At 60.3% G+C, this 24,588-nt stretch carries 25 protein-coding genes and 1 riboswitch; of the genes, 12 read left to right on the forward strand and 13 right to left on the reverse strand.

The window, feature by feature from the left end; all coding sequences use genetic code 11:
- The first annotated feature begins 508 nt into the window (after positions 1 to 508).
- On the forward strand, positions 509 to 1,000 hold the full coding sequence (locus tag NOM67_RS19815; protein WP_041210845.1) for an RNA-binding protein: 492 nt from the start codon (positions 509 to 511) through the stop codon (positions 998 to 1,000).
- A gap of 7 nt (positions 1,001 to 1,007) precedes the next feature.
- On the opposite strand, the gene murI is transcribed toward NOM67_RS19815, so the two are convergent.
- The 3 genes from murI to NOM67_RS19830 all read right to left on the reverse strand — a co-directional run bounded on the left by murI (position 1,008) and on the right by NOM67_RS19830 (position 4,914).
- Entirely contained in the window at positions 1,008 to 1,811 is an 804-nt protein-coding gene (gene murI, locus NOM67_RS19820; RefSeq protein ID WP_255939592.1) for a glutamate racemase, read from the reverse strand.
- Between the two features lie 111 nt (positions 1,812 to 1,922).
- Positions 1,923 to 3,746: a TonB-dependent receptor domain-containing protein gene (locus tag NOM67_RS19825; RefSeq protein WP_255939594.1), complete on the reverse strand. Its 1,824-nt coding sequence runs from the start codon at positions 3,744 to 3,746 to the stop codon at positions 1,923 to 1,925.
- A 51-nt stretch (positions 3,747 to 3,797) separates the two neighbouring features.
- A riboswitch (cobalamin riboswitch) is annotated at positions 3,798 to 3,976 on the reverse strand.
- A gap of 35 nt (positions 3,977 to 4,011) precedes the next feature.
- Positions 4,012 to 4,914: a LysR family transcriptional regulator gene (locus NOM67_RS19830; protein WP_255939596.1), complete on the reverse strand. Its 903-nt coding sequence runs from the start codon at positions 4,912 to 4,914 to the stop codon at positions 4,012 to 4,014.
- A 109-nt stretch (positions 4,915 to 5,023) separates the two neighbouring features.
- On the opposite strand from NOM67_RS19830, the gene NOM67_RS19835 reads away from it, so the two are divergent.
- The 4 genes from NOM67_RS19835 (at position 5,024) to NOM67_RS19850 (ending at position 7,951) form a co-directional block, all read left to right on the forward strand.
- Positions 5,024 to 5,950, forward strand: coding sequence for a sodium-dependent bicarbonate transport family permease (locus NOM67_RS19835; protein ID WP_005342109.1), 927 nt, complete (start codon positions 5,024 to 5,026; stop codon positions 5,948 to 5,950).
- 4 nt (positions 5,951 to 5,954) lie between these two features.
- Positions 5,955 to 6,257: a hypothetical protein gene (locus NOM67_RS19840; protein ID WP_005321666.1), complete on the forward strand. Its 303-nt coding sequence runs from the start codon at positions 5,955 to 5,957 to the stop codon at positions 6,255 to 6,257.
- A gap of 63 nt (positions 6,258 to 6,320) precedes the next feature.
- Entirely contained in the window at positions 6,321 to 6,830 is a 510-nt protein-coding gene (gene purE / locus NOM67_RS19845; protein WP_139394789.1) for a 5-(carboxyamino)imidazole ribonucleotide mutase, read from the forward strand.
- Positions 6,827 to 7,951: a 5-(carboxyamino)imidazole ribonucleotide synthase gene (locus NOM67_RS19850; RefSeq protein WP_255939599.1), complete on the forward strand. Its 1,125-nt coding sequence runs from the start codon at positions 6,827 to 6,829 to the stop codon at positions 7,949 to 7,951. The genes purE and NOM67_RS19850 overlap by 4 nt, the downstream gene beginning before the upstream one ends.
- A gap of 73 nt (positions 7,952 to 8,024) precedes the next feature.
- Here the strand turns inward: NOM67_RS19850 and NOM67_RS19855 are convergent, their stop codons facing one another.
- The 6 genes from NOM67_RS19855 to fabV all read right to left on the reverse strand — a co-directional run bounded on the left by NOM67_RS19855 (position 8,025) and on the right by fabV (position 15,083).
- Complete coding sequence (locus tag NOM67_RS19855) at positions 8,025 to 9,221, reverse strand: MFS transporter (protein ID WP_019446255.1); 1,197 nt, start codon at positions 9,219 to 9,221, stop codon at positions 8,025 to 8,027.
- 109 nt (positions 9,222 to 9,330) lie between these two features.
- Positions 9,331 to 10,062 carry a LytTR family DNA-binding domain-containing protein gene (locus NOM67_RS19860; RefSeq protein ID WP_255939602.1) on the reverse strand — a complete coding sequence of 244 codons (732 nt, stop codon included), beginning with the start codon at positions 10,060 to 10,062 and terminating at the stop codon, positions 9,331 to 9,333.
- A 129-nt stretch (positions 10,063 to 10,191) separates the two neighbouring features.
- Positions 10,192 to 11,865 carry a sensor histidine kinase gene (locus NOM67_RS19865; protein ID WP_041210837.1) on the reverse strand — a complete coding sequence of 558 codons (1,674 nt, stop codon included), beginning with the start codon at positions 11,863 to 11,865 and terminating at the stop codon, positions 10,192 to 10,194.
- Positions 11,866 to 11,943: 78 nt separating this feature from the next.
- Entirely contained in the window at positions 11,944 to 13,128 is a 1,185-nt protein-coding gene (locus NOM67_RS19870) for an NAD(P)/FAD-dependent oxidoreductase (RefSeq protein ID WP_255939605.1), read from the reverse strand.
- A gap of 150 nt (positions 13,129 to 13,278) precedes the next feature.
- Positions 13,279 to 13,803: a non-heme ferritin gene (gene ftnA / locus NOM67_RS19875; RefSeq protein WP_041210835.1), complete on the reverse strand. Its 525-nt coding sequence runs from the start codon at positions 13,801 to 13,803 to the stop codon at positions 13,279 to 13,281.
- A 92-nt stretch (positions 13,804 to 13,895) separates the two neighbouring features.
- Positions 13,896 to 15,083 (reverse strand): enoyl-ACP reductase FabV, encoded by a 1,188-nt coding sequence (fabV, locus tag NOM67_RS19880; protein WP_255939607.1) that lies wholly within the window; start codon positions 15,081 to 15,083, stop codon positions 13,896 to 13,898.
- A 411-nt stretch (positions 15,084 to 15,494) separates the two neighbouring features.
- On the opposite strand from fabV, the gene NOM67_RS19885 reads away from it, so the two are divergent.
- Together NOM67_RS19885 and trpS are read left to right on the forward strand one after the other, a co-directional pair.
- Positions 15,495 to 15,932 carry a universal stress protein gene (locus NOM67_RS19885; RefSeq protein WP_005339229.1) on the forward strand — a complete coding sequence of 146 codons (438 nt, stop codon included), beginning with the start codon at positions 15,495 to 15,497 and terminating at the stop codon, positions 15,930 to 15,932.
- Between the two features lie 192 nt (positions 15,933 to 16,124).
- On the forward strand, positions 16,125 to 17,138 hold the full coding sequence (gene trpS / locus NOM67_RS19890) for a tryptophan--tRNA ligase (RefSeq protein WP_255939608.1): 1,014 nt from the start codon (positions 16,125 to 16,127) through the stop codon (positions 17,136 to 17,138).
- On the opposite strand, the gene NOM67_RS19895 is transcribed toward trpS, so the two are convergent.
- Positions 17,117 to 18,076, reverse strand: a complete 960-nt coding sequence (locus NOM67_RS19895) for a LysR family transcriptional regulator (protein WP_033115285.1) — start codon at positions 18,074 to 18,076, stop codon at positions 17,117 to 17,119. The genes trpS and NOM67_RS19895 overlap by 22 nt on opposite strands.
- A gap of 91 nt (positions 18,077 to 18,167) precedes the next feature.
- On the opposite strand from NOM67_RS19895, the gene NOM67_RS19900 reads away from it, so the two are divergent.
- Both NOM67_RS19900 and NOM67_RS19905 read left to right on the forward strand, forming a co-directional pair.
- Positions 18,168 to 19,067: a DMT family transporter gene (locus tag NOM67_RS19900; RefSeq protein ID WP_043820771.1), complete on the forward strand. Its 900-nt coding sequence runs from the start codon at positions 18,168 to 18,170 to the stop codon at positions 19,065 to 19,067.
- Positions 19,052 to 19,213, forward strand: coding sequence for a hypothetical protein (locus NOM67_RS19905; RefSeq protein ID WP_104016764.1), 162 nt, complete (start codon positions 19,052 to 19,054; stop codon positions 19,211 to 19,213). The genes NOM67_RS19900 and NOM67_RS19905 overlap by 16 nt, the downstream gene beginning before the upstream one ends.
- Positions 19,214 to 19,339: 126 nt before the next feature.
- On the opposite strand, the gene NOM67_RS19910 is transcribed toward NOM67_RS19905, so the two are convergent.
- Entirely contained in the window at positions 19,340 to 19,801 is a 462-nt protein-coding gene (locus tag NOM67_RS19910) for a DUF6314 family protein (protein ID WP_255939609.1), read from the reverse strand.
- A 40-nt stretch (positions 19,802 to 19,841) separates the two neighbouring features.
- Between NOM67_RS19910 and NOM67_RS19915 the strand changes: the two genes are divergently transcribed.
- Complete coding sequence (locus NOM67_RS19915) at positions 19,842 to 20,696, forward strand: carboxylate/amino acid/amine transporter (RefSeq protein WP_041210831.1); 855 nt, start codon at positions 19,842 to 19,844, stop codon at positions 20,694 to 20,696.
- A 7-nt stretch (positions 20,697 to 20,703) separates the two neighbouring features.
- Here NOM67_RS19915 and NOM67_RS19920 read toward each other — a convergent pair whose 3' ends face one another.
- Both NOM67_RS19920 and NOM67_RS19925 read right to left on the reverse strand, forming a co-directional pair.
- On the reverse strand, positions 20,704 to 21,567 hold the full coding sequence (locus NOM67_RS19920; protein ID WP_255939610.1) for a sensor domain-containing diguanylate cyclase: 864 nt from the start codon (positions 21,565 to 21,567) through the stop codon (positions 20,704 to 20,706).
- Between the two features lie 70 nt (positions 21,568 to 21,637).
- On the reverse strand, positions 21,638 to 22,351 hold the full coding sequence (locus NOM67_RS19925) for a 3-deoxy-D-manno-octulosonic acid kinase (protein WP_042031136.1): 714 nt from the start codon (positions 22,349 to 22,351) through the stop codon (positions 21,638 to 21,640).
- A 200-nt stretch (positions 22,352 to 22,551) separates the two neighbouring features.
- Between NOM67_RS19925 and NOM67_RS19930 the strand changes: the two genes are divergently transcribed.
- A complete protein-coding gene (locus NOM67_RS19930; protein WP_255939612.1) occupies positions 22,552 to 23,607 on the forward strand; it encodes a glycosyltransferase family 9 protein in 1,056 nt (351 codons plus the stop codon).
- Between the two features lie 299 nt (positions 23,608 to 23,906).
- On the forward strand, positions 23,907 to 24,533 hold the full coding sequence (gene gmk, locus NOM67_RS19935; protein ID WP_104016763.1) for a guanylate kinase: 627 nt from the start codon (positions 23,907 to 23,909) through the stop codon (positions 24,531 to 24,533).
- Positions 24,534 to 24,588 lie beyond the last annotated feature (55 nt).

The following is a 24,588-nucleotide window of genomic DNA, read 5'->3' on the forward strand; positions in this document are numbered from 1 at the left end:
AAAATTGTTTTTGATGCTCGATGCTGTGAGTGCCCACACAGATTGCTTGATTCAAATTGTTAAAGAGCGTCACGCTTATCGCGTTGAGGAGGCGCATATTACGCTTCTCACTTCGAAAGTCAAGCGCTTGTTTTCGCTTTTCTTTCGGCGCCTGCTTCGCTAGGAAGCTGGCTTATCAGGTTGGCGTGTTCCGCCGTGCTGGTAGGGGCGCATTATAGGGAGCCGCGCCGCGATGACAATAGTTTTTTGAAGAAAATCACGAAAATTTCAAATTATTCAATTAGAAACAGCTTATTCAGTGTATATATACAAGGTTATCCACAATCCAGCTGTTTCACTCCCCTTTTAGCGCCATTTATATCGCCGCCAGAGCCTTTGGGAGTGCCATACTGGAGCCGATAACCTCTTCCGAGTGGACCATGGTAGCGCCAATCAGGAAAGCTGGTTACCATGGAGGTGAATACAGTGTTGCACCTTTTTTGCTTTCATTTACAAAAGGTCTTTTAAGATGAATTTATCCAAGTTTCCCGTCTATATGCAGGCCGCAATCCTTGCTCTGGTATTGGCAGTGGTTGGCTACCTGGTTGCCCAGGCCCTGCAATTCTCTTTGAAAGCGGAAGTCATTTTTGCAGCAGGTCTGGCGATTGGCGGTTTTGTGGTACCGCTGCTCCTGAAAAGAACCCCGGCTAATGCAGCCGAAGCGATCGCCAATCAGGAGACTTGCACCTTATATGTAGGCAACCTGCCATATCGCGCCAACGAGATTGCCGTGCGCGAATTGTTTGCCGAACAGGGCCAGGTAATTTCCGTACGCCTGATGAAGGACAAGGCAACCGGCAAGCGCAGAGGATTTGGTTTCGTCGAGATGCCTGCTGCCGATGCTGCCAAAGCGATTGCCGCATTGAATGACAAAGAGTATCAGCAGCGAACCCTCAAGGTACGCGAAGCGAACGACAAGCGAGACAAAGAGGAGAAGGAGGGTGGTGAAGTCGAGGCTTGATCCCCCGTCAGAACCCCACCTCTTCCAGTGATGACAGCCCCCATGCTTGCAAGGGGGCTGTCAGTTTTTGGGCCTCCCCATCCAGCCGGGTGCAGTAAGCCCTGGCAATCACCTCTTCTATATGTACAGGCTGCACGGCGGCGTGCCCGCCATTGCTCAGCAACCAGGCCACCCGTTTGGCAACTGCACTGCCCGAGTCGATCAGCTGACATTGCGGCATCAGCTGCCCAATCTCTTCATTGAGTAGAGGGAAGTGGGTACAACCGAGCACCAGCGTATCCGGCTGCTCTTCCCCCTCCAGCCAGTCAGCCAGCACTTCACGCAGCAGCGCCATATTGACCGGCAGGCCCGCAAGCTTGTGCTCCGCTTCTATTACCAGCTCGGTGGTGCCCTTGAGCAGCACCCGCTTGCCGGGGGCAAACTGGGCGATCAGTTCGTGGGTATAGTCGCGGCTGACGGTACCCGGCGTGGCCAACAGGCCAATACAACCGTTGCGAGTCTGCGCGGCGGCGGGCTTGATGGCAGGCACCACCCCCACCACGGGAATATCCAGAGCCTCGCGCAGGGCCGGCAGCGCTATGGTGCTGGCCGTGTTGCAGGCAATCACCACCAGCTCGATCTGATGACGGGCCACCATGGTAGTAACCAAGCGGGAACAGGCAGCAATCAGGGCGGGCTCACTCAATTCACCATAGGGGAAGTTGGCGTTGTCGAAGCAGTAGAAATAGTTGTGTGCCGGCAGAACGCGACGGATCTCGCGGTAGATGGTCAGGCCACCCATACCGGAGTCAAACACGAGAATATTGGCCACTTGACCTCCCCCTTTGGTGCAAGGCGGCGATCATACTCCCGCCTGCCGCCAATAGAAAAGGCCCTGCCAATGGCAGGGCCTCGGTTTTTCAAAGATGAACCGAATAAAGCATCAGAAGCGATAATCGGCAGTCACTTTGAACTCGGTACCCGGTGAGGCATAACCATAGGCAGGGGCGTAATCACGATCGAACAAGTTATCTATACGCCCCCCCAAGGTAAATTGCTGAGTCACCTCGTAACTGGCGGCCAGGTTTAACAACGTATACGCACCGAGCTCTACCCGTTGGTTTGTCGCCCAGTTATTGTCATAGCGCTTGCCGACATAGAGCAGCTCAGTCGTCAGTGTCGTGGCATCGAATCGGGTATCTGCGATCCAGCTACCCTTATGCTCGGCTCTGCGCAGCAACTGCAAATCCTGATTACCCTTGTCTTTGGCTCTGGTGTAGTCGTAACTCAAACGATGATGCACGGGCCCGGTATCGATACCGATTTCCGTTTCCACCCCTTTGATATCCGCCGTGGTATTTTTGGGATTGCAGGTGTAGCTCATGCTGGTCAGGCAATAAATCAGATTATCGATGCGGTTGCGATACAGATTTACAGACCAGTCCCAGGCCGAATAGCGGCCTGACAGACCCAGCTCCAGATTTTTGCTCTCTTCCGGCTTGAGTGTCGGATTCTCAGACCCTGGATAATAGAGCTGGTTGAAGGTGGGCGCTTTGAAGCCAGTACCGTAGCTCAGCCGGACATTATGGTTTTCATCGATATCCAGCCCGCTGGCCGCAGACCAGGTGTTGTGACGGCCATATTGCTGGTTGTCATCGGTACGACCTGACAGCTCCCACAGCAGCGCCTGCCAACGGTAGCTCCCCACGGCAAACAGACCGGTATTGTCGCGATCAGGTGCGCTGAAGGTTTTGCCATAGCTGCGGGAGTCTGATTTCATCTCCTCACGCTGCCAATCTGCGCCACCGGTCAGATTCATCCCTTCGATGCCGCTCCAACTGTTAATCCAGGAGAAGCGGGTTAAACCTGTATGAATAGGCTCACCGCTAGCCTCTCCTTTAGCCTCCTGCCAAGTCTTCAGCTTGTTCTCACCGTAACTGGCTTCAAGTCGACTGATCAGATCCTTACCCTGGAACTTGAGACCACCATCATATTGGAAAGCCTGTACCCGACTCTGGTCCGTGCTGCCATCTGTGTCGGTGAGATTGTCATAGCCCTGAGCATTGAAGTCCGCACTCCAAGCATCATTAAAAGCGTGGTTCAAACCAATTTGGCCATTACGGCTAGCAAAACCATCCCGATCCGGCTGTTTGGTATTGGCTACGACATCAAAACCATCGGTACGCTCGTAGCCGATCAGCATGTTCATATCGGTTTTTTGACCCAATGACTGAACCGTTTTGAGCTCGCCTTGGCCATAACCATTGCTGCCAGCACCGCCCTTCAGGTGTGTCTCGCTGCCATTCTTGGCGGATGTTTTGGTGATGAGGTTGATAACGCCGCCAATGGCATCGGAGCCATACACAGCCGCGCGTGGGCCACGGATATACTCGATGCGCTCGATATTGCCGAGCGGGATTTGGCTGAGATCAGGCGTACCCGCCACCATGGCGGCAATCGGACGACCATTCATCAAAACCAGCGAGTGGTTGGAGTTGGTTCCACGGATAAACAGGCTGCTGATGTGACCCCGGCCTCCCAGTGTCGCTATCTGCACACCAGGCAGGGTTTTCAGCAGTTCGGGCAAACTCTGAACCTGACGAGATTCGATCTCGGCGCGATCGATCACCACAACGGGCGCCAGCACCGAGCTGACCGGTTGTTCCACGCGGTTGGCCGTAATGACCAGAGTTGGATTGATGGGGATGGTGGTTTGGGCAAACGCCGCCGTCGGCAACAGGGCAGCCGCCAGAAATTTCTTCGACATGAGAGATCCTTAAGTTCGCGTAAGTATCTACTTCGTGGCCGGTTTCTCTCGGCCCGAAATACGAACTCTGGCAGGTCTTCGGGCTCGGGGGCTGATAGCCTACGGCGACGGCTTCCCGCCTGACGGCAGTGCCCTGATGTCGCTTCGTTCCCCCTTACCGCTGCGCGCCAGCTCCGGATTCTCACCGGATTCCCTATTAAGCATGATGCGCCAAAGCGGGAGGATTATAGGCAGAGCAAAGCTGGATGTATAGCCATCCAGATTTCTATTTATTGCCAGCTAGCACCGCCAGCCGCTGTTGGGCCCCCTCCATCACCGCCTGCACCCCGGGATGAGAGAGATGGCGCCCTGCCGAGACCAGATAGTAAGAGAGGGTAACGTCGGCCAGAGTCGCAATCCGTTCCACTCCGTAGAGGCGGCCAATCTCGTCGGCCATCGCCAGCGGCGCCGGGAAGATCCCCATCCCCGCCTTGCCGAACGACTTCATCAGGGTGGAGTCATCAAACTGCCCCACCAGATGGGGATGAATGCCCTGCTGGCGATACCACTCCAGCAGCCGATCGTGGGTGGCAGACTTCTCTCCGGGAATAAGCAACGGCAACCCCTCCAGCGAGGCGGGAAAGCCGTCCCGCGCCCGCGCCGCCAGATCGGGGCTGGCAAACAGCGCCAGCGGGCTGCGCCCCAGCTCGTGGTTATAGCCGCGCACGCCGCTGTCGGGAGGGAGCGGACGATCGATCAGCACCATGTCGAGCCTGTGGCGAGCCAGCTCGCTGAACAGCTGCTCGGCCCGCTCTTCGTGGCACACCAACCGCAGCGGCGTCGCCAGCGCCATGGCGGGAGCCAGCAGCTCGAACGCCAGAGTACGGGGTACCGAATCGGCGATCCCCACCTGCATGGTCAGCTCCTGACTGGCGTGGCGCAGGGTGTGCTCCAGTTCGGCGCCAAGCGAGAAAATAGCCCCCGCCTGCTCCTGTGCCTGCCGTCCCGCAGCAGTCAGCACCAGACGTCGCCCCACCCGGTTGAACAGCGCTACCCCGAGGGACTGCTCCAGCTCGGCGACCTGACCGCTGATGGTCTGCGGCGTGAGATGCAGCTGTTCGGCGGCCTGCGTCACGCTGCCGCAGCGCGCCACATGCCAGAAGTAGTAGAGCTGTTTGTAGTTGAGCATGCCGTTCCCTATCAGTTTTTATCGAACAACCATCAGCGAGAATCTGATTTTATCGAAACATTGCGGGCTCTAGCATGCAACCATTATCTGAACTGCCCTGCGAGCCATCATGCTGGACGTCGTTGTTCTCTTCTTTCTGTTTGGTCTGCTGGCCGGTCTGGTGCGCTCCGAGCTCAAGCTGCCACCCGCCCTCTACGACACCCTCTCCCTCTTTTTGCTGCTGGCCATCGGCCTCAAGGGCGGCGTCGGGCTGGCCCAGCAATCCTTGCAGCCCCTGCTACCGCAACTGGCGCTGGTGATCCTGCTCGGCGTGGTGCAGACCCTGCTCGGCTTTGCCGTACTGCGCCTCAAGATGAACCGGGTCGATGCCGCCGCCACTGCCGCCCACTATGGCTCGGTCAGCGTCGCCACCTTTGCGGTCGGGGTGAACTGGCTTACCGAGCGGGGCATCAGCTTTGAATCCCAGCTATCCATCTTTCTCGCGGTGATGGAGATCCCGGCCATTCTGGTGGGCATAGTGCTCGCCCGCGGCATCAGTCGCGAGACCCGCTGGCGCATGCTGGCGCACGAGACCTTCCTCGGCAAAGGGGTAACCCTGCTGCTGGGCGGCATGGCCATCGGCTATCTGGCCGGGCCGGACGGGATTGCCCCGCTCAAACCGCTGTTTGTCGACCTGTTCAAGGGTGCGCTGGCGCTGTTCCTGCTGGAGATGGGTCTCATCGTCGCTCGCCAGTGTCAGGATCTGCGCCGCCATGGTCTGTTCCTGCTCGGCTTCGCCCTGTTGATGCCGCTCGCCTCGGCGGGACTGGGATTGGCTGCTGGCCAGCTGATGGGGCTCTCCCTCGGCGGCCTGACCCTGCTGGCCACCCTGGCGGCCAGCGCCTCCTATATTGCCGTGCCGGCCACCATGCGCATCGCCGTGCCCCAGGCCAACCCGGGGCTCTCTCTCAGCGCCGTGCTGGGGGTCACCTTCCCGTTCAACATCATGCTGGGGATCCCGCTCTACCACAGCTGGGCCCGCCACTTCACGGAGTAGCCACATGCAGACCGAGACCCGCACCCTGCTGACCGTCATCACGGAAGCCAATCTGGAGCCGACCCTGCTGCGCACCCTCACCCGCGAGGGGCTGCGCGGCTACACCATCACAGATGCCCGCGGCAGGGGGGATCATGGCGAGCGCAACGCCAGCTGGAGCGAGAGCGGCAACATCCGGCTGGAGGCGATCTGCAGCCGGGAGCAGGCGGAGCGGCTGCTGGCCCACCTGCAGAGTCGCTACTACCCCGATTACGCCATGATCGCCTTTCTGCAACCGGTCGAAATCGTGCGACCCGAGAAATTCTGAGCCGGCTTGCCGGCTCTTTTTGCTCACCAAAAGCAAACGTTTAACAACAAGGATTCAGAGAAAATGAACACCCCTCCCCTGATCGGCCTGGTAATGGGCTCCGACTCCGACTGGCCAGTGCTGCAGGCTGCCGCCCGCATCCTCAAGGAGCACGGCGTGCCCTACGAGGCGCAGGTGGTCTCGGCCCATCGCACCCCGGATCTGCTGTTCGAGTATGCTGCCACTGCCCGCGAGCGCGGCCTGCGCGCCATCATCGCCGGAGCCGGTGGCGCCGCTCACCTGCCGGGTATGGTCGCCGCCAAGACCACGCTGCCGGTGCTGGGGGTGCCCATTCCCTCCCGACATCTCAAGGGGATGGACTCCCTGCTCTCCATCGTGCAGATGCCCAAAGGGGTACCGGTCGCCACCTTCGCCATCGGCGAGGCGGGGGCTGCCAACGCCGCACTGTTTGCGGTCTCTCTGCTCTCCGTTGCACAAGACGGCGACGCCCCCCGCTACCGGCAGCAGCTCGACGACTTCCGCACCCACGAGCGAGATCGGGTGCTGGCACTGCAACTGGAGGAACCGACATGATCCTGCCACCCGCCACCCTCGGCATGCTGGGGGGCGGCCAGCTTGGCCGCTACTTCGTGATGGCCGCCCACCGCCTCGGCTACAAGGTGGTGGTGCTGGATCCCGACCCGGCCAGCATCGCCGGTGCCGCAGCCGATCACCATATTGTCGCCACCTATGACGACCAGACCGCCCTGCACGAGCTGGCCAGCCACTGCGAGGCCATCAGCTGCGAGTTCGAGAACGTGCCCGCCGCCACCCTCGCGCTGCTCGAAAAACAAAAGCCGGTACGCCCGGCCGCCAGCGCGGTGCAGGTCTGTCAGGATCGCCGCGAGGAGAAAGCCTTTCTGCGCGGAGCCAACATCCCGGTCGCCCCCTATCTGGCGCTACTGCCGGAAGAGCCTATCCCCGCACAGGCCAGCGAACTCTTGCCCGCCATTCTCAAGACGGCCCGCGAGGGGTACGACGGCAAGGGGCAGTGGCAAGTGAACAATCTGGATGAGCTGGCGACGGCACTGACAGCCAGTGGTGTGCCCTGCGTGCTGGAAAAACGGCTGGCGCTGGAGGGTGAGTTTGCCCTGACTCTGGCCCGTAGCCCGAGCGGCGCCATCAGCACCCTGCCGCTGGTGCAGAACTGGCACAGCGGCGGCATTCTCGATCAGACCCGCTCCCCAGCCAAGGTGCCGGTGCTCGAGAGCGAAGCCAAAGGGATCGCCGAACACATCATCGCCGCCCTCGATTATGTCGGGGTGCTGACGGTGGAGTTCTTTCTGGTGGAAGGTCGATTGCTGGTCAACGAGCTGGCGCCCCGTCCCCACAACTCGGGCCACCCCAGCCTCGACAACGCCGCATGCAGCCAGTTCGAGTTGCAGGTGCGGGCCCTGTGCGATCTGCCGCTGCCGGAGCAGATCGCCATGCGCCCCGCCCTGTTAATCAACCTGCTGGGGGATCTCTGGCAAAACGGCACGCCCGACTGGGCCACCCTGCTGGCGCTGCCCGGCCTGCAGCTGCACCTCTACGGCAAGAGCGAACCCCGCCACGGCCGCAAGATGGGCCATATCACAGTAACCGGTGACGACTGGCCAATGGTGGAGGATACCTGCCGCAAGGCCCGCCAGCTGCTGGGGCTAGCGCCACGCTAATCGATCATCGGAAATGCAAAGACCCGGGCATGGCCCGGGTCTCTATTTTTGCTTGCTGTGGCAGGGAGCCTTATCAGGCCCGTTCGGTGGTCAGCGCCACGGGGGCCGGCAGACGGATAGTGAGGGAGAGCACCAGCGCCACCACCAGCAACACCAGGATCAGGTGGAAGGTCGCCATAAAGCCGCCAAACAGGGAGGCTACGATGGAGCCGATGATGCTGCCCAGACCAAAGCCCAGATAGATGACACCGTAGTTCTTGGTCAGGTTGTTGAGACCGAAGAAGTCGCTCACCAGCGAGGGGTAGACGGTGATGGTGCCACCGAAGCTGAAGGCCACACAGGCAACCGCCACGAAGAACAGATTGGCATTGAGCGGCACGAACAGCAGCAGCGCCATGCCCGCCAGGGTAATCAGCTGGGCGATGGTGATGACCCGAATGCGGGACATCTTGTCGGAGAGGATACCCAGCACCAGACGGCCACCCAGGTTGGCCATGGCGATGATGGCGACGGCATTGGCAGCGACGACAGCAGGCAGACCCACCATCTTCTCGCCGATATCCTTGGCCACGCCGATGACATAGAGGCCGCTCATGCAGGCGGTGAGGAACATCAGCGCCAGCATCCAGTACTGCGGCTTGCGCATCGCCTCCGCCAGAGTGAAGTCACGGCTCTCGCTCTGCTGCACGGAGGCGGCCTGCTTGGGCGCATCCTTCATCAGCATGCCGCCCACCAGCACCATGGACATCGCAATCAAGCCCCACAGCTGGAAGGTGGTCTCAAGGCCGGAGCTGGAGAGCAGCAGCAGGTTGATGTATTTGAAACCGAGACTGCCGAGGCCATAGGCACCGATGGAACAGGCGGAGATGAGCCCCTTGCGCTCCGGGAACCACTTCACGCAGTTGGAGAGGGTCATCAGGTAACCGGTACCGTCGGCAAAACCGACCAGAATGCCCGCGCAGAGGTAGAGCATCGCCAGATTGCTGGCGTGGGCGGTGAGGAAGAAGCCGATGCCAAGCAGCACACCGGCGCCCAAGGTCACGTTGCGCACCCCGAATCGCTCCTGCAGCTTGCCCGCCATGGAGGAGGCGACCGCCAGCGAGAGGCTGAGCAGGCCGAAGGCGAAAGCGACCTGACTCACCGGCTCGTCCAGCTTGTCGGAGAGCTGAGCGTTGAACAGGCTCCAGGTGTAGACAGAACCCAGTGCGAACTGGGTGATGATGGTACCGATCAGTGTCAGGTACCGGGTGCGATTCATCTCTTTGGTCATGATGCGTCTCGGTCGATGGCCTTAAGGAAATTGAGGCCACTATAGGCAAGACGCAGTTCGCGCCGATCGATTAAGGCATGAAATGCAGATCGGCGGGAATGAATGACAATCAGAGCCGCATCAGCTGACGGAACGCCTTGATGTTGCTGCGACTGACTGGCACCTCGAACGGCAGATCATGGAGCCGGATGAGATAGGTGCTGTTAAACCAGGGGACTATTTCGCGGATCTTGTTGATGTTGACGCAGTAGGAGCGGTGGCAACGGAAGAACCCCTCGGCAGGCAGCCGGCTGACAAACTCGCTGATGGTCATGGTCATCACGTAGCGGTCATCGCGGGTGTAGACATAGGTAAGCTTCTCGTCGGCTTCCGCGTAGTAGATCTGCTCGCAGGGGGTGACGATGATGCGCTCCCCCTTCACCAGATTGACGGTGCGATTCTGCGCTGCCCCCGGCTCGCTCCCCTGCCCCGCCTGCGACTTGCCCGCCTGCTCCAGCTTTTGCAGCAGGCTGATGAGGCGCGGCTCGTTGTAGGGTTTGAGGATGTAGTCGAACGCCTCCAGCTCGAACGCTTCCACCGCAAACTCCTTGTAGGCGGTGACGAAAACGATGTGGGGCGGGTGACTCGACTTGTGCAGGTTCTTGGCCAGCAGCAGGCCGTCGATGGAGGGGATCTGGATATCCAGAAACACCACGTCCACCTCGTGATCCTGCAGGTATTTGAATGCCTCCAGCCCATCCTCAAAGCTCGCCACTATATCGATCTGGCTGTGCTGATTCACCAGATAGATGAGCTCCTCGCGGGCCAGATACTCGTCTTCCACTATGATCGCTTTCAACATGACATTGCCCCCTGAAGAAGCACAGGAGAGGCAAGCTCCTCACGAATCAAACATTCGTCTTCCACAATGATCGCTTTCAGCATGACAACACCTCTCGCGGCACACACTTATCCTCAGCCATGATGGCACTCAGCATGGCATCGACTCCTGATCCGGCAGATAGAAACTCACTTCGGTACCCGGTTCCAGCCGTTTGAGGTGCAGGCCGTCACCATAGAGCAGCTTGACCCGCTGATGCACGTTCATCAGGCCGATGCTGCGGCTCTCCACCCGACCGGCGGCGACCCCGTCGATCACCTCCTGACTGATGCCGTAACCTGTGTCTCGTACCGATACCCGGATGCCGCCCGCCAGCTGCTTCACCTCGATGGTGACCCGACCCGGCGCGCTGCGGGGCTGGATGCCGTGCAGGATGGCGTTTTCCACCAGCGGCTGCAACAGCAGGCTCGGTACCTCGATATGCACGTCATCCACATCGAACACCACCTCCAGCTTGTCGCCAAAGCGGGCCTGCTCGATGGCCACGTAGTCGCGCACCTGCTGCAACTCCTCCTTGATGTCGATGAGGGTGTCACCCTTGTTGAGGTTGTAGCGCAGGTAATCCGCCAGATTGGCAATGAGCTGGCGCGCCTGCTGGGGCCGGATGCGGATCAGCGACGAGATGGCGTTGAGGGCATTGAACAGGAAGTGCGGATTGATCTTGCTCTGCAGGGCGGTGAACTCCGCCTTACGGGTCATCTCTTTCAACTGCTCGATGCGCGACACCTCCATCTGGGTGGAGATGAGCTGGGAGAGGCCGACCGCCATCTCCCGCAGCGAGCTGGTGATGCTGTGGGTGCGGCGGTAGTAGATCTTGAGGGTGCCGCTGACGGCGCCGTTCTCCCGCAGCGGAATAATGATGACCGAGTGGAAGTCGGCCAGATGGTACTGGCGCAGATCGTTGTTGATGATGATCTGGTCGAGCAGCACCGCCTGCTGGGTCATGCCGCTGATAGCGTGGTGCTCCTCCAGCTCGTAGTAATCCTTGCCCACCCCCACATAGGCCAGCACGTCGCGGGTGTCGGTGATGGCCACCGCGTCGGCACTGATCTCGCTGCGAATGATGGCGCAGACCTGGCTCAGGGAGTGGCGGTCGATGTTCTGGAAGAAGGGCAGCGTCTTGTTGGCGATATCGAGCGCCAGCTTGGCCTGCTTGGCGGCAATCAGCTCCTTCTCGTCATCCAGATCCTGCACCAGCTTGATGATGAGACCGATGCAAAGCGCCCCGGCAATCATCGGGTAAGCGATATGGCTGACGATCTCGACGCCCACCTCGTGCGGCTCGGTCAGCAGCCAGATCAGCAGCATGGTGAGCCCTTCACACAGCATTCCCGCCAGAATACCGTAGAGCCAGAGCCGCGACTTGCGGCAGCGCAGGTGCAGCCAGGTAGCGAGCAGGCCGGCGATGATGCTGGCGATGAGACACGGGATCGAGGTGTGGCCATCCATGTCGATGAGATAGCGGTGCAGACCGGAGATAACCCCGGCCGGAATGCCGACCCAGGGGCCAAACAGAATGCCGCCGGAGATAATGGCGATGATCCGCACGTTGACCAGCGCCCCCTCCACCGGAATGCCGGTGTAGGTACTGAACACCGCAAACAGACAGAAGATGGTGGCGACCAGCACCCGCTCCGCCGGGGTGTGATCCTGTTTCTGGAACAGCCGCTGGAACGGCCGGGTGCGGGTCAGGAAGAAGAGGGTCATCAGCATCAGCGCCGCCCGTTCGAACACCGCCAGCAGCATCATCTGATTTTCAAGCATCCAGACCCCCTCGTTGTCACTCGTTCAACCCGCAACCATCACCAAAAACCGGGGCCGGATAAACCAGCCCCAGCGACATCAACAATATTGGCCAGCTACCCAGCCGGAGGACCAGGCCCACTGGAAGTTGTAGCCACCAAGCCAGCCGGTCACATCGACCACTTCGCCGATGAAGTAGAGGCCGGGCACCTTGCGCGCCTCCATGGTCTTGGAGGAGAGCTCGTTGGTATCGACGCCACCCAGGGTCACTTCTGCGGTGCGATACCCCTCGGTGCCGTTGGGCAGGATCTGCCAGTCACCCAGCAGGTTGGCGATCGCCTCAAGTTCCCGCTCGTTATACTGGCGCATCGGCTTACTGACCAGCTGGCCCAGCTCCACCAGCTTGTCGACGAAGCGCTTGGGCAGCTCGCGCCCCAGCACGGTTTTCAGCTCCTGTGCCGGATGCGCCTGTGCCCATTCGCGCAAGGCAGCCGGAATATCCAGCTCCGGCAGCAGGTTGATGTGGATCTTCTCGCCGGCGTGCCAGTAGGAGGAGACCTGCAGGATAACGGGGCCGGAGAGGCCGCGATGGGTGAACAGCATCGCCTCCTTGAAGCGGGTGCCATCCTCGGCGGTCACCGCTACCGGCAGGCTGATACCCGCCAGATCGGCAAAGGCCTCTTTCTCCGCCTGATGGAGGGTAAAGGGCACCAGACCGGCGCGGGTCGGAATGACCTTGAGGCCAAACTGCTCCGCCAGCTTGAAGCCGTATGGGGTCGCCCCCAGCTTGGGCATGGAGAGACCACCGGTGGCGATGACCAGCGAGTGACAGCCGATCTCCCCCTTGCTGGTCGTCAGCACGAAGCCCTCGTCCTGCTTGCTGACGGTGAGGATCTCGGTCTGGAACTGCAGGGTCACCCCGGCCCAGTCGCACTCGGTAAGCAGCGCATCGACGATCTCCTTGGCGCTCTCGAGACAGAACAGCTGCCCCAAGGTGCGCTCGTGATAGTTGACCCCGTGGCGATCCACCAGATCGATGAAATCCTGCTGGGTGTAGCGAGCCAGTGCCGACTTGCTGAAGTGGGGATTCTCCGACAGGTAGGCGTGAGCGCCAGCCTGATGGTTGGTGAAGTTGCAGCGACCACCGCCACTGATGAGGATCTTGCGGCCCGGCTTCTTGGCGTTGTCGAGCACCAGCACCGAGCGGCCCCGATAGCCTGCCTGCGCCGCACACATCAATCCGGCCGCACCGGCCCCGATCACCACCACATCGACCTGCTTCATCATCACTCACTTATCAAAATAGAAACGGCACCTGGCCAGAACCGTGATTGCCTCTGGCGGAACACAACCATAGTGGCTGCCAACCAGAATAAACAACGGCCCTTAAAAGGGCCGTTATTGTACTGGCTGAACACTAAGTGTCCACGACTATCAGGCGTTGCTGTCCATGATGCTGGCCGGAGCGCCCTTGGCCAGTTCGGCCAGCTCCTTGTCGATGAAGTAGAGGCCCTTGCCATCTTCACCCACCAGACCGAGACGGTCGACGATGCTCTTGAACAGCTTCTCCTCTTCATGCTGCTCGGCCACATACCACTGCAGGAAGTTGAAGGTGGAGTAGTCCTGAGTAGTGAAGGCTACGTGGGCCAGACCATTGATGCACTTGGTGATGTGGTACTCGTGCTCCAGGGTGGTACGGAACACGTCGCCCAGCGACTTGAACTCGTGGGGAGGGGCATCGATGGCACCCAGCTTGGGCATGGCACCGGTCTCGCTCACATAGGTGAACAGGCGCTCCATATGCTGGCGCTCCTCGACGGCGTGCTGGCGCAGGAAGGTGGCAGCCCCCTCGAAACCCTTGTCTTCACACCAGGCGCTCATCTGCAGATAGAGATTGGAGGAGTAGAACTCCAGGTTAATCTGCTCGTTCAACTTCTCGATCATGGCTTTGGCCAACATCTTGTTTCTCCTCAGTGATTTGGTATCGATTGTCGCCACACTCCGGCCATGAATCAACCCGCCAGAGAGAGGGGGATCCCGTTCCTGCCAACTCAGGGTGTCAGCTCGCCAAGGGAGGCGACATCCACCGGCGCACCGTAATCGACGCCCGGCAACTCGAAGCCGTTGAGCTGCATGAAATCCTGCCGCAACCCGGCAAAATCCCCCAGCCCGTGGAAATTGTCCGGCGTCACCTTGGGCCAGAGCGCCGAAACGGCGGCCTGAATGGCCGGGTCGAGCTCGTGGTCATCCATCCGGATCAACCGGTTGCCATCAGCCACCACCCCATTGGGCCCGTACATCTTGGCGGCGAACAGCCGCTGCATCTGCTCGATACAACCTTCGTGTACACCGCGCTCCTTCATCACCCCCATCAGCAGGCCGAGATAAACCGGCAGCACCGGAATATAGGCGCTCGCCTTGGTCACCAGCGCCTTGCAGACCGATACCCAGGCGTGGCCACCGATCTCGGCCAGCTGCAGGTTGATGGTCTCGGCGGTGGCGTGCAGATGCTCCTTGGCATAACCGATGGTGCCGTCCCGATAGAGGGGATAGGTGGATTCCGGGCCAATGTAGGAGTAGGCCACGGTTTGCGCGCCAGGGGCCAGACAATCCGCCTGCTGCAACGCCTGCATCCAGAGCAGCCAATCCTCGCCGCCCATCACGGTAACGGTATCGCGGATCTCCTCCGGGGTGGCGGGCGCCAGTGACTGCTGCACCAGCGTATCGCGCTCCAGATCCAGCCCCCAGCCGCTGAACGGCTGGCCGGTAGTCTTGAGCACCGAACGCACCTGTGTACCATCGGGCAGCACCCGGATGCCGCTCGCCAGCGAATAGATCACCAGATCCACCTGCCCCAGCTGCTGGCGGATGGTGTCGATAGCCTGCTGGCGCATGCCGTCGGAGAAGGCATCGCCGATCAGGTTGATGGCGATACGCCCCTCCTGCTCCGCCTCCTTGCGAAACCAGATGTTGTTGTACCAACCGGCACTGCCCAGCCCCTTGTCGGAGGGGCCACGCTCGAACGAGATGCCGATGGTGTCGGCACCCGCACCGAAGGCGAGCGCAATGCGCGACGCCAGCCCGAAACCGGAGGAGGCCCCCAGCACCAGCACCCGCTTGGGCCCGCTGAACGGGCAAGCGGCCTTGATCCGTTCGATCTGCTGTTGCACGGCGGCGCGGCAGCCGATGGGGTGACAGTTGCGGGCAACACAACCTTGAATCTGGGGATGAATGATCATGAGAAGACCTCCAAAGAAACTGGCTACAGCATAACCAAGTCGCGGGAGATTAACTTGATGCCGGATCTCTATCAGTAAGAAAACGGCAAGAAAAGCAGCAGGAAATGAGGCAGAAAAACAAAAGGGAGCACGTGGCTCCCCAAAGCGGTATTCAGATGCTTTTTGTTGTTTTGTGTTCATTGCGAAGCACGGGCACATCCTATGCCTCTCAATGGCTGCGGGCAATAGAGTGGGTGTGACCTGGCTCAAACTCCTGTTTAATTTACGAGCAAAAAGTGATTATTAATTGAGTCAATTGCAACCGTCAGCTGGAAATTAAACTCGTTCAAATCCCTAAACTGTGCCCAAGGCACCATTTTAGTTTCAGCAGAGATTGGTATAGTGAGTGAAGGATCGGTAAGGAGACATCCCATGAGTGGTACAACCTATTACAAGCACATTCTGGCTGCGATCGACTTGTCGGAGGATAACCGCAAGGTGATCGACAAGGCGGTGGACAGAGCCCGTTCCAACGGCGCCAAGCTGTCGGTTATCCATGTCGATGTGGACCTCAAGGATCTCTACACCGAGATGATCGATATCGACATCGACAACGTGCAGGATCAGGTGATCGCCGAAGCGAAAGAGAAGCTGGAGGCCTTCCTCGCCTCGGTGGACTACCCCATCGAGAAGAAGCTGGTCATCTGCGGCGATCTGAGCGAGCGGGTCAATCAGGCGGTCAAGGAGTACGAGATCGATCTGCTGGTATGCGGCCATCGCCAGAGCTTCTGGAGCCTGCTCACCTCGAGTGCGCGCCAGCTGATGAATACCGTGCCGTGCGATCTGCTGGTCGTTCCCTTGCAGAAGTGATCAAACAGGCGTAGTGTGATTTGCCATGAATATGACCTCATTCAATCACAACTACTGGTGGTGCTGCTCTTAAACAGGCGGCACCGCGTTTCTATTGTAAATTTCCCAAAGAAAACACCGTGACCGCCGAGAGGCGGTCAACTGTTTTTATCCCTTTGTCGCCTCCCGGCTCACCCAACTGGAGAGAGTGACATGCACAACCCCGTTATCCTGACTGGCGATCGTCCCACCGGCAAACTGCACATCGGCCACTATGTCGGTTCCCTGCGCCAGCGCGTCGAAGCCCAGCACCATTACCGTCAATTCGTGATGATCGCCGATCTGCAGGCGCTGACCGACAACGGCCACAACCCGGCCAAGGTGACCGACAACGTGCTGGAGGTGATGGCCGACTATCTGGCGGTCGGCCTCGACCCGGCCAAGACCACCTTCTGCCTGCAGAGCGCCCTGCCCGCCCTCGCCGAACTCACCTGCTACTACCTCAATCTGGTCAGCGTCGCCCGGCTGGAGCGCAACCCCACCGTCAAGGCAGAGATCCAGCAAAAAGGGTTCGAACGCACGCTGCCAGCCGGTTTTCTGGTCTATCCGGTGAGTCAGGCCGCCGACATTACCGCCTTTCGCGCCAGCCATGTGCCGGTCGGGGAGGATCAGCTGCCGATGCTGGAGCAGACCAACGAGATCGTCCGCCGCTTCAACTCACTGGTAGGCAAAGAGGTGCTGACCGAGTGCCAGCCGATCCTGAGCGACACCGGCCGCCTGCCCGGCATCGACGGCAAGGCCAAGATGTCCAAATCCCTCGGCAACACCATAGAGCTCGGCATGTCGGCGGAAGAGGTCAAACAGGCGGTGTTCGCCATGTATACCGACCCCAACCACCTCAAGGTGAGCGATCCGGGTCAGGTGGAGGGAAATACGGTGTTCGCCTATCTCGATGCCTTCCATCCGGACAAGGAGCTGGTCGCCGAGATGAAGGCGCACTACCGGCGCGGCGGGTTGGGCGATATGCGCTGCAAACAGGTGCTGAACGACTGCCTGCAGACCCTGCTTGCCCCGATGCGGGAGCGCCGGGCCGCGGCCATCGCCGACAAGAAGATGCTGCTGGAGCTGCTCTATCAGGGCACCGAGCAGGCCCGCATCCTCACCGATGAGGTTTTGGCGGAGGTGAAAAGCGCTATGGGGCTCGACTACTTCGCCAGCATCCGCTGAGTCGGCGTACCGAGCGCATCGGCGCCGTAGAGGTCGTACACCAGCTGATGCAGCAGGCTCTTGAACCAGCTGATCGCCTCGTCATGGGCGGTGAGCGGGTGGCCCGCCATCAGATAGACGATGGGGATCTCCGGATCCAGCTGATGCATCCGCAGCGGGTAGTAGCGGCAGAAGTGGCGCCCGATCATCTCGGGCACCACCACCAGATAGCGGCCGGTCGCCATCAGCGGCGGCACCGCCATAAAGCTCGGTAACCGGACCCCCAGCTCCCGCTCCACCCCGAAGCGGGCCAGCCAGAGCTCAACCATCGCCTGACTGTGACCCCAGCTGGAGGTGTGGATATGGGGGCGGCTGACCAGCTCGACCGGAGTCAACAGATCGGGCAGCTCGCTGCCAAGGGGCGACAGGCAGACCAGCGGATTGCTGAACCACTCCTCACGCCAGAGACGGGGCGAGAGGTGGTTGGCACCGGCAAAACCGATCACCAGATCCAGCTCACCCTTCTCCAGCTCCCGCTCGTAGTCGCTGTCGGCCAGCTCGCACACCTCCAGCCGGCAGTGGGGCGCTGCGCGGAACAAGCGATCCACCAGCAGTGGCACCAGCCCGTGCTCTACCGAACCCGGGGTGGCGATGCGGAAGATCCGCCGCGCGCTGGCAGGTTCGAATCCCTTGGCCTGCCGCAACCCCTGCTCCAGCATCGCCAGTGCCTGCCGCACCGGACCGGCCAACGCCTTGGCCCGCTCGGTCGGCATCATCTCCCGTCGGCTCATCACGAAGAGAGGGTCATCCAGCGCGATCCGCAACCGACCCAGCGCATGACTGACGGTGGATTGGGAGAGATGCAGCCGCTCGGCGGCGCGGGTGACGTTGCGCTCCTGCATCAGCATGTCGAATACGGCGAGCAGGTTGAGGTCGAGGCGGGAGAGAGAGCTATCCATCGATATTAGCCATAGTTGAATGCCGACAATTCATTTTTACCATAGTAACAGATTACCTAGAATGCGCAGGCTTAATACATCGGAGATTAAAATGCGTAGCTATCTGTTATTGCTGGCCATCGGCCTGCTGTGGGGTTCCCAGTTCATTTTCATGCACCAGGCCGTTGCCGAGCTGCCCCCCATTCTGGTGGCTGCGGGTCGTGCCCTGTGCGGCAGCCTTACCCTGGGTCTGCTCTGCCTGTTCATGCGCCTCAAGAGTGAAAACACCCCGTGGCGTACCTACATGCTGATCGCCCTGCTGGATGCCACCATCCCCTTCATCATGGTCGCCTGGGGCCAACAGTATGTGGATAGCGCCATCGCTGCCGTGGTCATGGGTTGTATCCCGTTTGTGACCATTCTGGCTGCACCGCTGTTTATTTCTGGTGAAAGAATCACCAAAACCGGTCTGCTCTCCGTGATCATCGGCTTTGCCGGTGTGCTCACCCTGTTCTGGCCGAAACTCTCCCAGGGCATGAACGCCGGTCTGCTCGGTGCCATGGCCATCCTGCTGGGTGCCAGCTGCTTCGCCATCGGTCTGCTGATGATCAAGCGCTTCGCCAAGGACCATCCGGTCGTGGTCGCCCGCAATATCCTGATCTCCTCGGCAACCCAGTTGCTGCTGGTCGCCCCCTTCATGGTTGACCTGAGCGGCCTGACCCTGCCGAGCAGCCAGGCCCTGAGCGCGATTACCGTGCTGGGTACCCTCTGTACCGGTCTGGTCTACTTCCTCTACATGGCGCTGATCCAGAAGGCCGGCCCGACATTCGCCTCCTTCAGCAACTATCTGGTGCCGCTGTTCGGCGTGATGCTGGGCGCCCTGTTCCTCGGCGAACAGATCCACCCCACCACCGGCGTGGCACTGGCTCTGATCCTCGGCTCGGTCGCCATGAACCAGTGGGCCCAGCAGCGTCGTGTACAGCGTGAGGCAACCCTATGTCAGGCATCTTGACCACCCTGTGCGGCGGTCTGGTCCTGATTGCCGGCTGGCAGTATCGCCAGCGACTGGCGGGCATGCTGGGGCTGTTGATGGTACTGCTGCCCTGGTTCTTCGATAGCAAGCTGCAAGCCATGCTGAGCTATGCCCTGAGTGCCTGAATCGCTTTTCTGAGTGTGTGAAGAGAGTTCATCTCTCCTGTTTTTTGGGACTGTTTTAAAAAACCTCCGATTTGTCCCCCGCTACCGGCGCTCTGCGCCGGTTTTTTTATGCCCGCTTGCCGCCACTCACATCCGATAGAGGTAGTCGATCCGCTCGTTCTTGCGCGGGCCGGTGATTTGCCAGCTCAGCAGAAAACCGCCGTCAATCTCGGTCAGCTCGGCGCGGTAGTGATCCGCCCCGCACAGATGGGGCTCAGCGGTCAGCCAGCGGCCATCCCCTTGCGGCAGCAGTTCGAACAGTTCGACCGGCGCCTCATAACGCAGGTGAGAAAGGCGGATCCCCCGCTCGCTACGTTGCCACCAGAAACGGTTGTGCATGGTGAGCACCCGACCATGGGGAGTGGTGTAGCGCCCCTGCTCGCTGAAGAGCCAGCCACCCTGATGATCGGCCACCGCCACAACCCCCTCGCCGCGACCATTCCAGTCGGTCGCCGACCCCTCGCCATTGCTGGCGGTGAAGCCAAATGCTCCGACCTGTGGCAATCGTGCCCATAAACGCTGGATTGCCGCTTCCATCTCGGCCATCATAGCCCCCTCAAAAATTGACAACTGACGACAAATCAACCACATGAACTACTTGATAGGGGTCACCCTGCTCTGGTCATTCTCCTTCAGCCTGATCGGGGTCTACCTCGCCGGTCAGGTGGATGCCTACTTTTCGGTGCTGACCCGCATCGCTCTCGCCAGTCTGGTGTTTCTACCCTTCCTGCGTCGCCGCTGGCTGCGCCCCGCTCTGGCAGGCAAACTGATGGCGCTGGGCGCCATCCAGCTCGGCATCATGTATCTCTTCTACTACCACTCCTTCCTGCTGCTGACAGTGCCGGAAGTACTGGTCTTTACCATCTTCACCCCCATCTACGTCACCCTGCTCCACGACCTGCTTGAGCGGCGTTTCAACCTCGCCTACCTATGGGGAGCCCTGCTGGCCGTCGCCGGTGCAGCCGTGATCCGCTTTGACGGGCTGACCGAGAGCTATGCGCTGGGCTTTCTGGTGGTGCAGGGAGCCAACCTCTGCTTTGCCATGGGTCAGGTGGGCTACAAGGTACTGCTGGCGAGGGAGGCTGAGCAACCGCCACAGCTGGCGATTTTCGGCTGCTTCTATCTGGGAGCACTGGTGATCGCCCTGCCCGCCTGGTGGTTGCTGGGCAAGCCCCAGTATCCGACCAGCGGGCTGCAGTGGGGCATTCTGCTCTGGCTCGGGGTGGGCGCTTCGGGGCTGGGCTACTTCCTGTGGAACAAGGGGGCAACGCTGGTCAGCAGCGGGGTGCTCGCCATCATGAACAATGCGCTCATTCCGGCCGGCCTGCTGGTCAATCTGCTGATCTGGGGCAAGGATACCGATTTGACCCGGCTGGCCATCGGCGGCGTGCTGATGCTGGCATCCCTCAAGGTGTGCCAGCATCGCAAGGTCACTTCATCCTGAGTGGCAACTAGCCGACGACGGCGTTGCGCTCCCGTCTGGCCTGACCGTGGCAGGTGGCCAGACGGGCCAGCAGATGGTCAAGCTGCTCGCCGGGCTGGCTCTGTACCAGCCCGATACTGACGGTCACCGGCCGCTGTGGCAGCAGGCTGGCGTCGGCAATCTCGAGGCGCAGCCGTTCGGCAATCTCCAGCCCCTTCATCCGCTCGGTGCGGGAGAGCATCAGAATAAAGCCATCCTCATCCCAGCGGGCGAAGGGATCTTCGCGGCGCAACTCGTGACGCACGATACGCGCCAGCTTGGCCAGCATGGCGTCACAGGCAGCCTCGCCAAAGAGCTGGCGGATCTTGGCCATGTGATCGACCGAAAATTGCAGCAGACTGAAACTTCCCCCCTCGGCCAACAGCCTCTCCTCCAGCAGTTGCTCGAAGCGGCTGCGACTCTCCAGCCCGGTCAGCGGATCGGTACCGTGCCGCTCTTCCACCAGCACGACGGCGGGATCGAGATGGCGCACCACGCCAAGCAGATGGCCCCGCTCGTCACGGCGGATCCGCTCTTCCAGCCGGATGTAGTGGCCGTGGTGGTGAAGAATGCGATATTCGAGGCGCAGACCGCTGCTGCGGCCGCTCTGGCAGAAGCTCAGGGCATCTGCCAGCCGGGCAACGTCATCGGGATGCACCCGCTCCAGCCAGCCGAGATCATCCGGCCAGCTATCGCCAAGCCCCAGCAGGCGCAGGCAGGAGGGGTCGCGGCGCAATCCCTGTTGCGGAGACCAGGTCCAGATCCCCGCCTCCAGCAGCGCCATGGCATCGAACAGCAGACCCGGATCAAGCCGGGCGGTGACATCCACCAAAGGTGTCTTGAGCATTTCCATGGGGCACCTCGAAACCGAATCTGAAGAGCTGATTCATAAGTAACATTGGCCATGGCGGCGAGCAACAGGGTCAGCTCGCTTTTCCGTGATAACCCTCCATCAGGGTCTGCCAGTTGTCCGGTACGAAGTGAAAACTGGTGTGCAGTTGAGACTCCTTGTTGAAGGAGCGCAACAGCCGCTCCAGATTGCCCTTCTGCCACTCACCGGGGGAGCGGATCGCCCCCTTGTCGAAGTCGATCACCCACACCTTCTCATCCTTATCGAGCAGCAGGTTGTGGCTGTTGAGATCGGCGTGGTAAACCCCGGCATCGTGCAGCTGGCGCACCGTCTGGCCAATCTTGTGCCACACCTCGCTAGCAACCGGCCCCTGCTTGAGCAGGGCGACCATGTCCTTGGCACCGCGAATACGCTCGATCAGGATGTCGGCGCGATAAAATGGGCCCTGTTTGGCCATCCGCGCACCAAACGGACGCGGCACCGGCAACCCCAGTTCGCACAACTTGGCCAGCAGGGTGTATTCCGCCATGGCGCGGCTCGATTCGACCCCTTCGAACCAGAAGCGATCCCGCACCACCTTGCCCACCATGCCGCCACGATAGTAGTGGCGCAGCACCAGATGGCGGGACTCATCCTTGACGAACCAGGTCACACCGCGACCGATGGAGGTTCCCACCACCTGACGGTTGTTCTGCCACCAGGCCGGTTCGAATAACTGGGAAGTGGGGTCGCGAAAGGCCCCTTCGGCGAACCAGCAAACCTGGTTGTGTTCGGTCTGTATCAGCATCATGAAGATCCCGCTCGGTGGGTCGTTGATCGCCCCTATGTATGGGCGATGAGGCTGCGACTGTGGCATGCCCGCAACATGTGCCAGCCATGGCGGCTATTAGGGTGGCAAAGCCCGGCTGACGATTGCGCGCAATTTTACAATCCACAGGGGAGTTTGCATAATGCCATCCACCCTTTTTGCCAGCCGTGCGCCACATCATGCCGCTATTTCAAACGCCTCCCTCCTCCATCTGCATTCTGCGGCTCTCCGCCATCGGCGACTGCTGCCACGCGCTGGCACTGGTACGGGTCATCCAGCGGGAGTGGCCGCAAACCCGCATCACCTGGATCACCGGAAAAATCGAGGCAACCCTGTTTGCCGATCTGCCCGGTGTCGAGGTGATCGCCTTCGACAAGAGCAAGGGATGGCGCGGCTATCGCGACCTGTGGCAGACCCTCAGGGGGCGCCAGTTTGATGCCCTGCTGCATCTGCAGGCGGCCATGCGCGCCAGCATCGCCACCCTCGGCATCAAGGCCAGGGTCAAACTCGGGTTTGATCGGGAGAGGGCCAACGACGGCCAATGGCTGTTCACCAACCACAAGGTGCCTTCGCCTGCCTCCCCCCATGTGCTGGATGGTTTCCTCGCCTTTGCCAAAGAGCTCGGCATCAAGGAGCTGACCCCGGACTGGCAACTGCCCATCAGCGCCGAACATCAGGCGTGGGCAAAAGAGAAGATTGGCGGCAAACCGACCCTGCTGATCTGCGCCGCCGCCAGCAAGGCCTTCAAGAACTGGACGGCCGCAGGCTATGCCGCGCTGGCAGATCACGCCGCCAGCAAGGGCTTTCAGGTCTATCTCTGTGGCGGGCCTGCCAAACTGGAGCGGGATCTGGCTGCCGACATCCAGCGCTTAAGCCAGAGCAAACCGGTCGATCTGGTGGGGCAGACCAACCTCAAGCAGCTGCTGGCGCTGATTGGTGAGGCGAGTCTGGTACTGGCCCCCGACACAGGCCCAACCCACATGGCCACCATTGTCGGCACGCCGGTCATCGGTCTCTATGCCCACCACAATCCGGCCCGCACCGGCCCCTATCTCTGCCGGGATTATGTGGTCAGCGTCTATCAGGAGCTGGTCGAGCAGGAGACAGGCAAGCCACTGGCCGAGCTCGGCTGGCGCACCCGCCTCAAGGATCCCGATGCCATGAGCAAAATCACCAGCGAGCAGGTCATCGCCGCCTTCGATCGCCTCTGCGCCGATCGCCATCTGCCTGACTGAAAGCAGCTCGGAAATCCCGAGCTGTGAGGCAGGGATAACCTGATGGCCCCATGCCGGAGCGACAGGCAGAATAACGACCGATGTGGGTTACGCTCCCGCAACAAGCTACGAACACTTTGATCGGCCGGAATATGATTCCGGCCGTTTTTTTATTCGCCACCTTCTGTTAAAATTCGCCGCCTTTACATCCCCCTGATCCAAGAATTTATCCGCATCATGCGTTTGGCTGTCTCCCTTTCGGGCACAAGACGGCGGCCTCTGCTACAACCAAAATGCGGGTTCCGATTAAAGGTAATAACATGGCGCAACAAGGCACTCTCTATATCATCTCCTCCCCGAGCGGTGCAGGTAAATCCAGTCTGCTCAACGCCTTGCTGACCAACCACAATCAAGCTGGCAAGATGCAGCTGTCGGTCTCCCACACCACACGCGCTACACGTCCAGGCGAAGAGCACGGTGTCCACTACCACTTCGTCAAGGTGGAAGAGTTCAAGGAGCTGATCGCTCGCGGTGATTTTCTGGAGTGGGCCGAGGTATTCGGCAACTACTACGGTACCTCCCGCGCAGCCATCGAAGCCTGTCTGGCGCAGGGTATCGACGTATTCCTCGACATCGACTGGCAGGGCGCCCGCCAGATCCGCGAACTGATGCCGACCAAGTCCATCTTCATCCTGCCCCCCAGCCGTGAAGAGCTGGAACGCCGCCTGATTGGCCGCGGTCAGGACAGCGCAGAAGTGATCGCCGGCCGGATGGCAAAAGCCATTGCCGAAATGGTGCACTACGACGAATATGACTACGTGATTATCAATGAAGAGTTCGAGCAGGCGCTGTTCCAGCTCAGAGCCATTATTGAGTGCCAACGGCTGGAGATGCGTCATCAACAGCAGGCACAACAAAACTTGCTGCAACAGTTACTGGCAGAATAAGCCAAAAACGAGTAAACTTTTGCGTCATTTTTAAACACCGCTTTTCTAAACACAG

The sequence above is a fragment of the Aeromonas sp. SG16 genome, from assembly GCF_024436135.1.
GTDB classification, from domain to species: domain Bacteria; phylum Pseudomonadota; class Gammaproteobacteria; order Enterobacterales; family Aeromonadaceae; genus Aeromonas; species Aeromonas jandaei.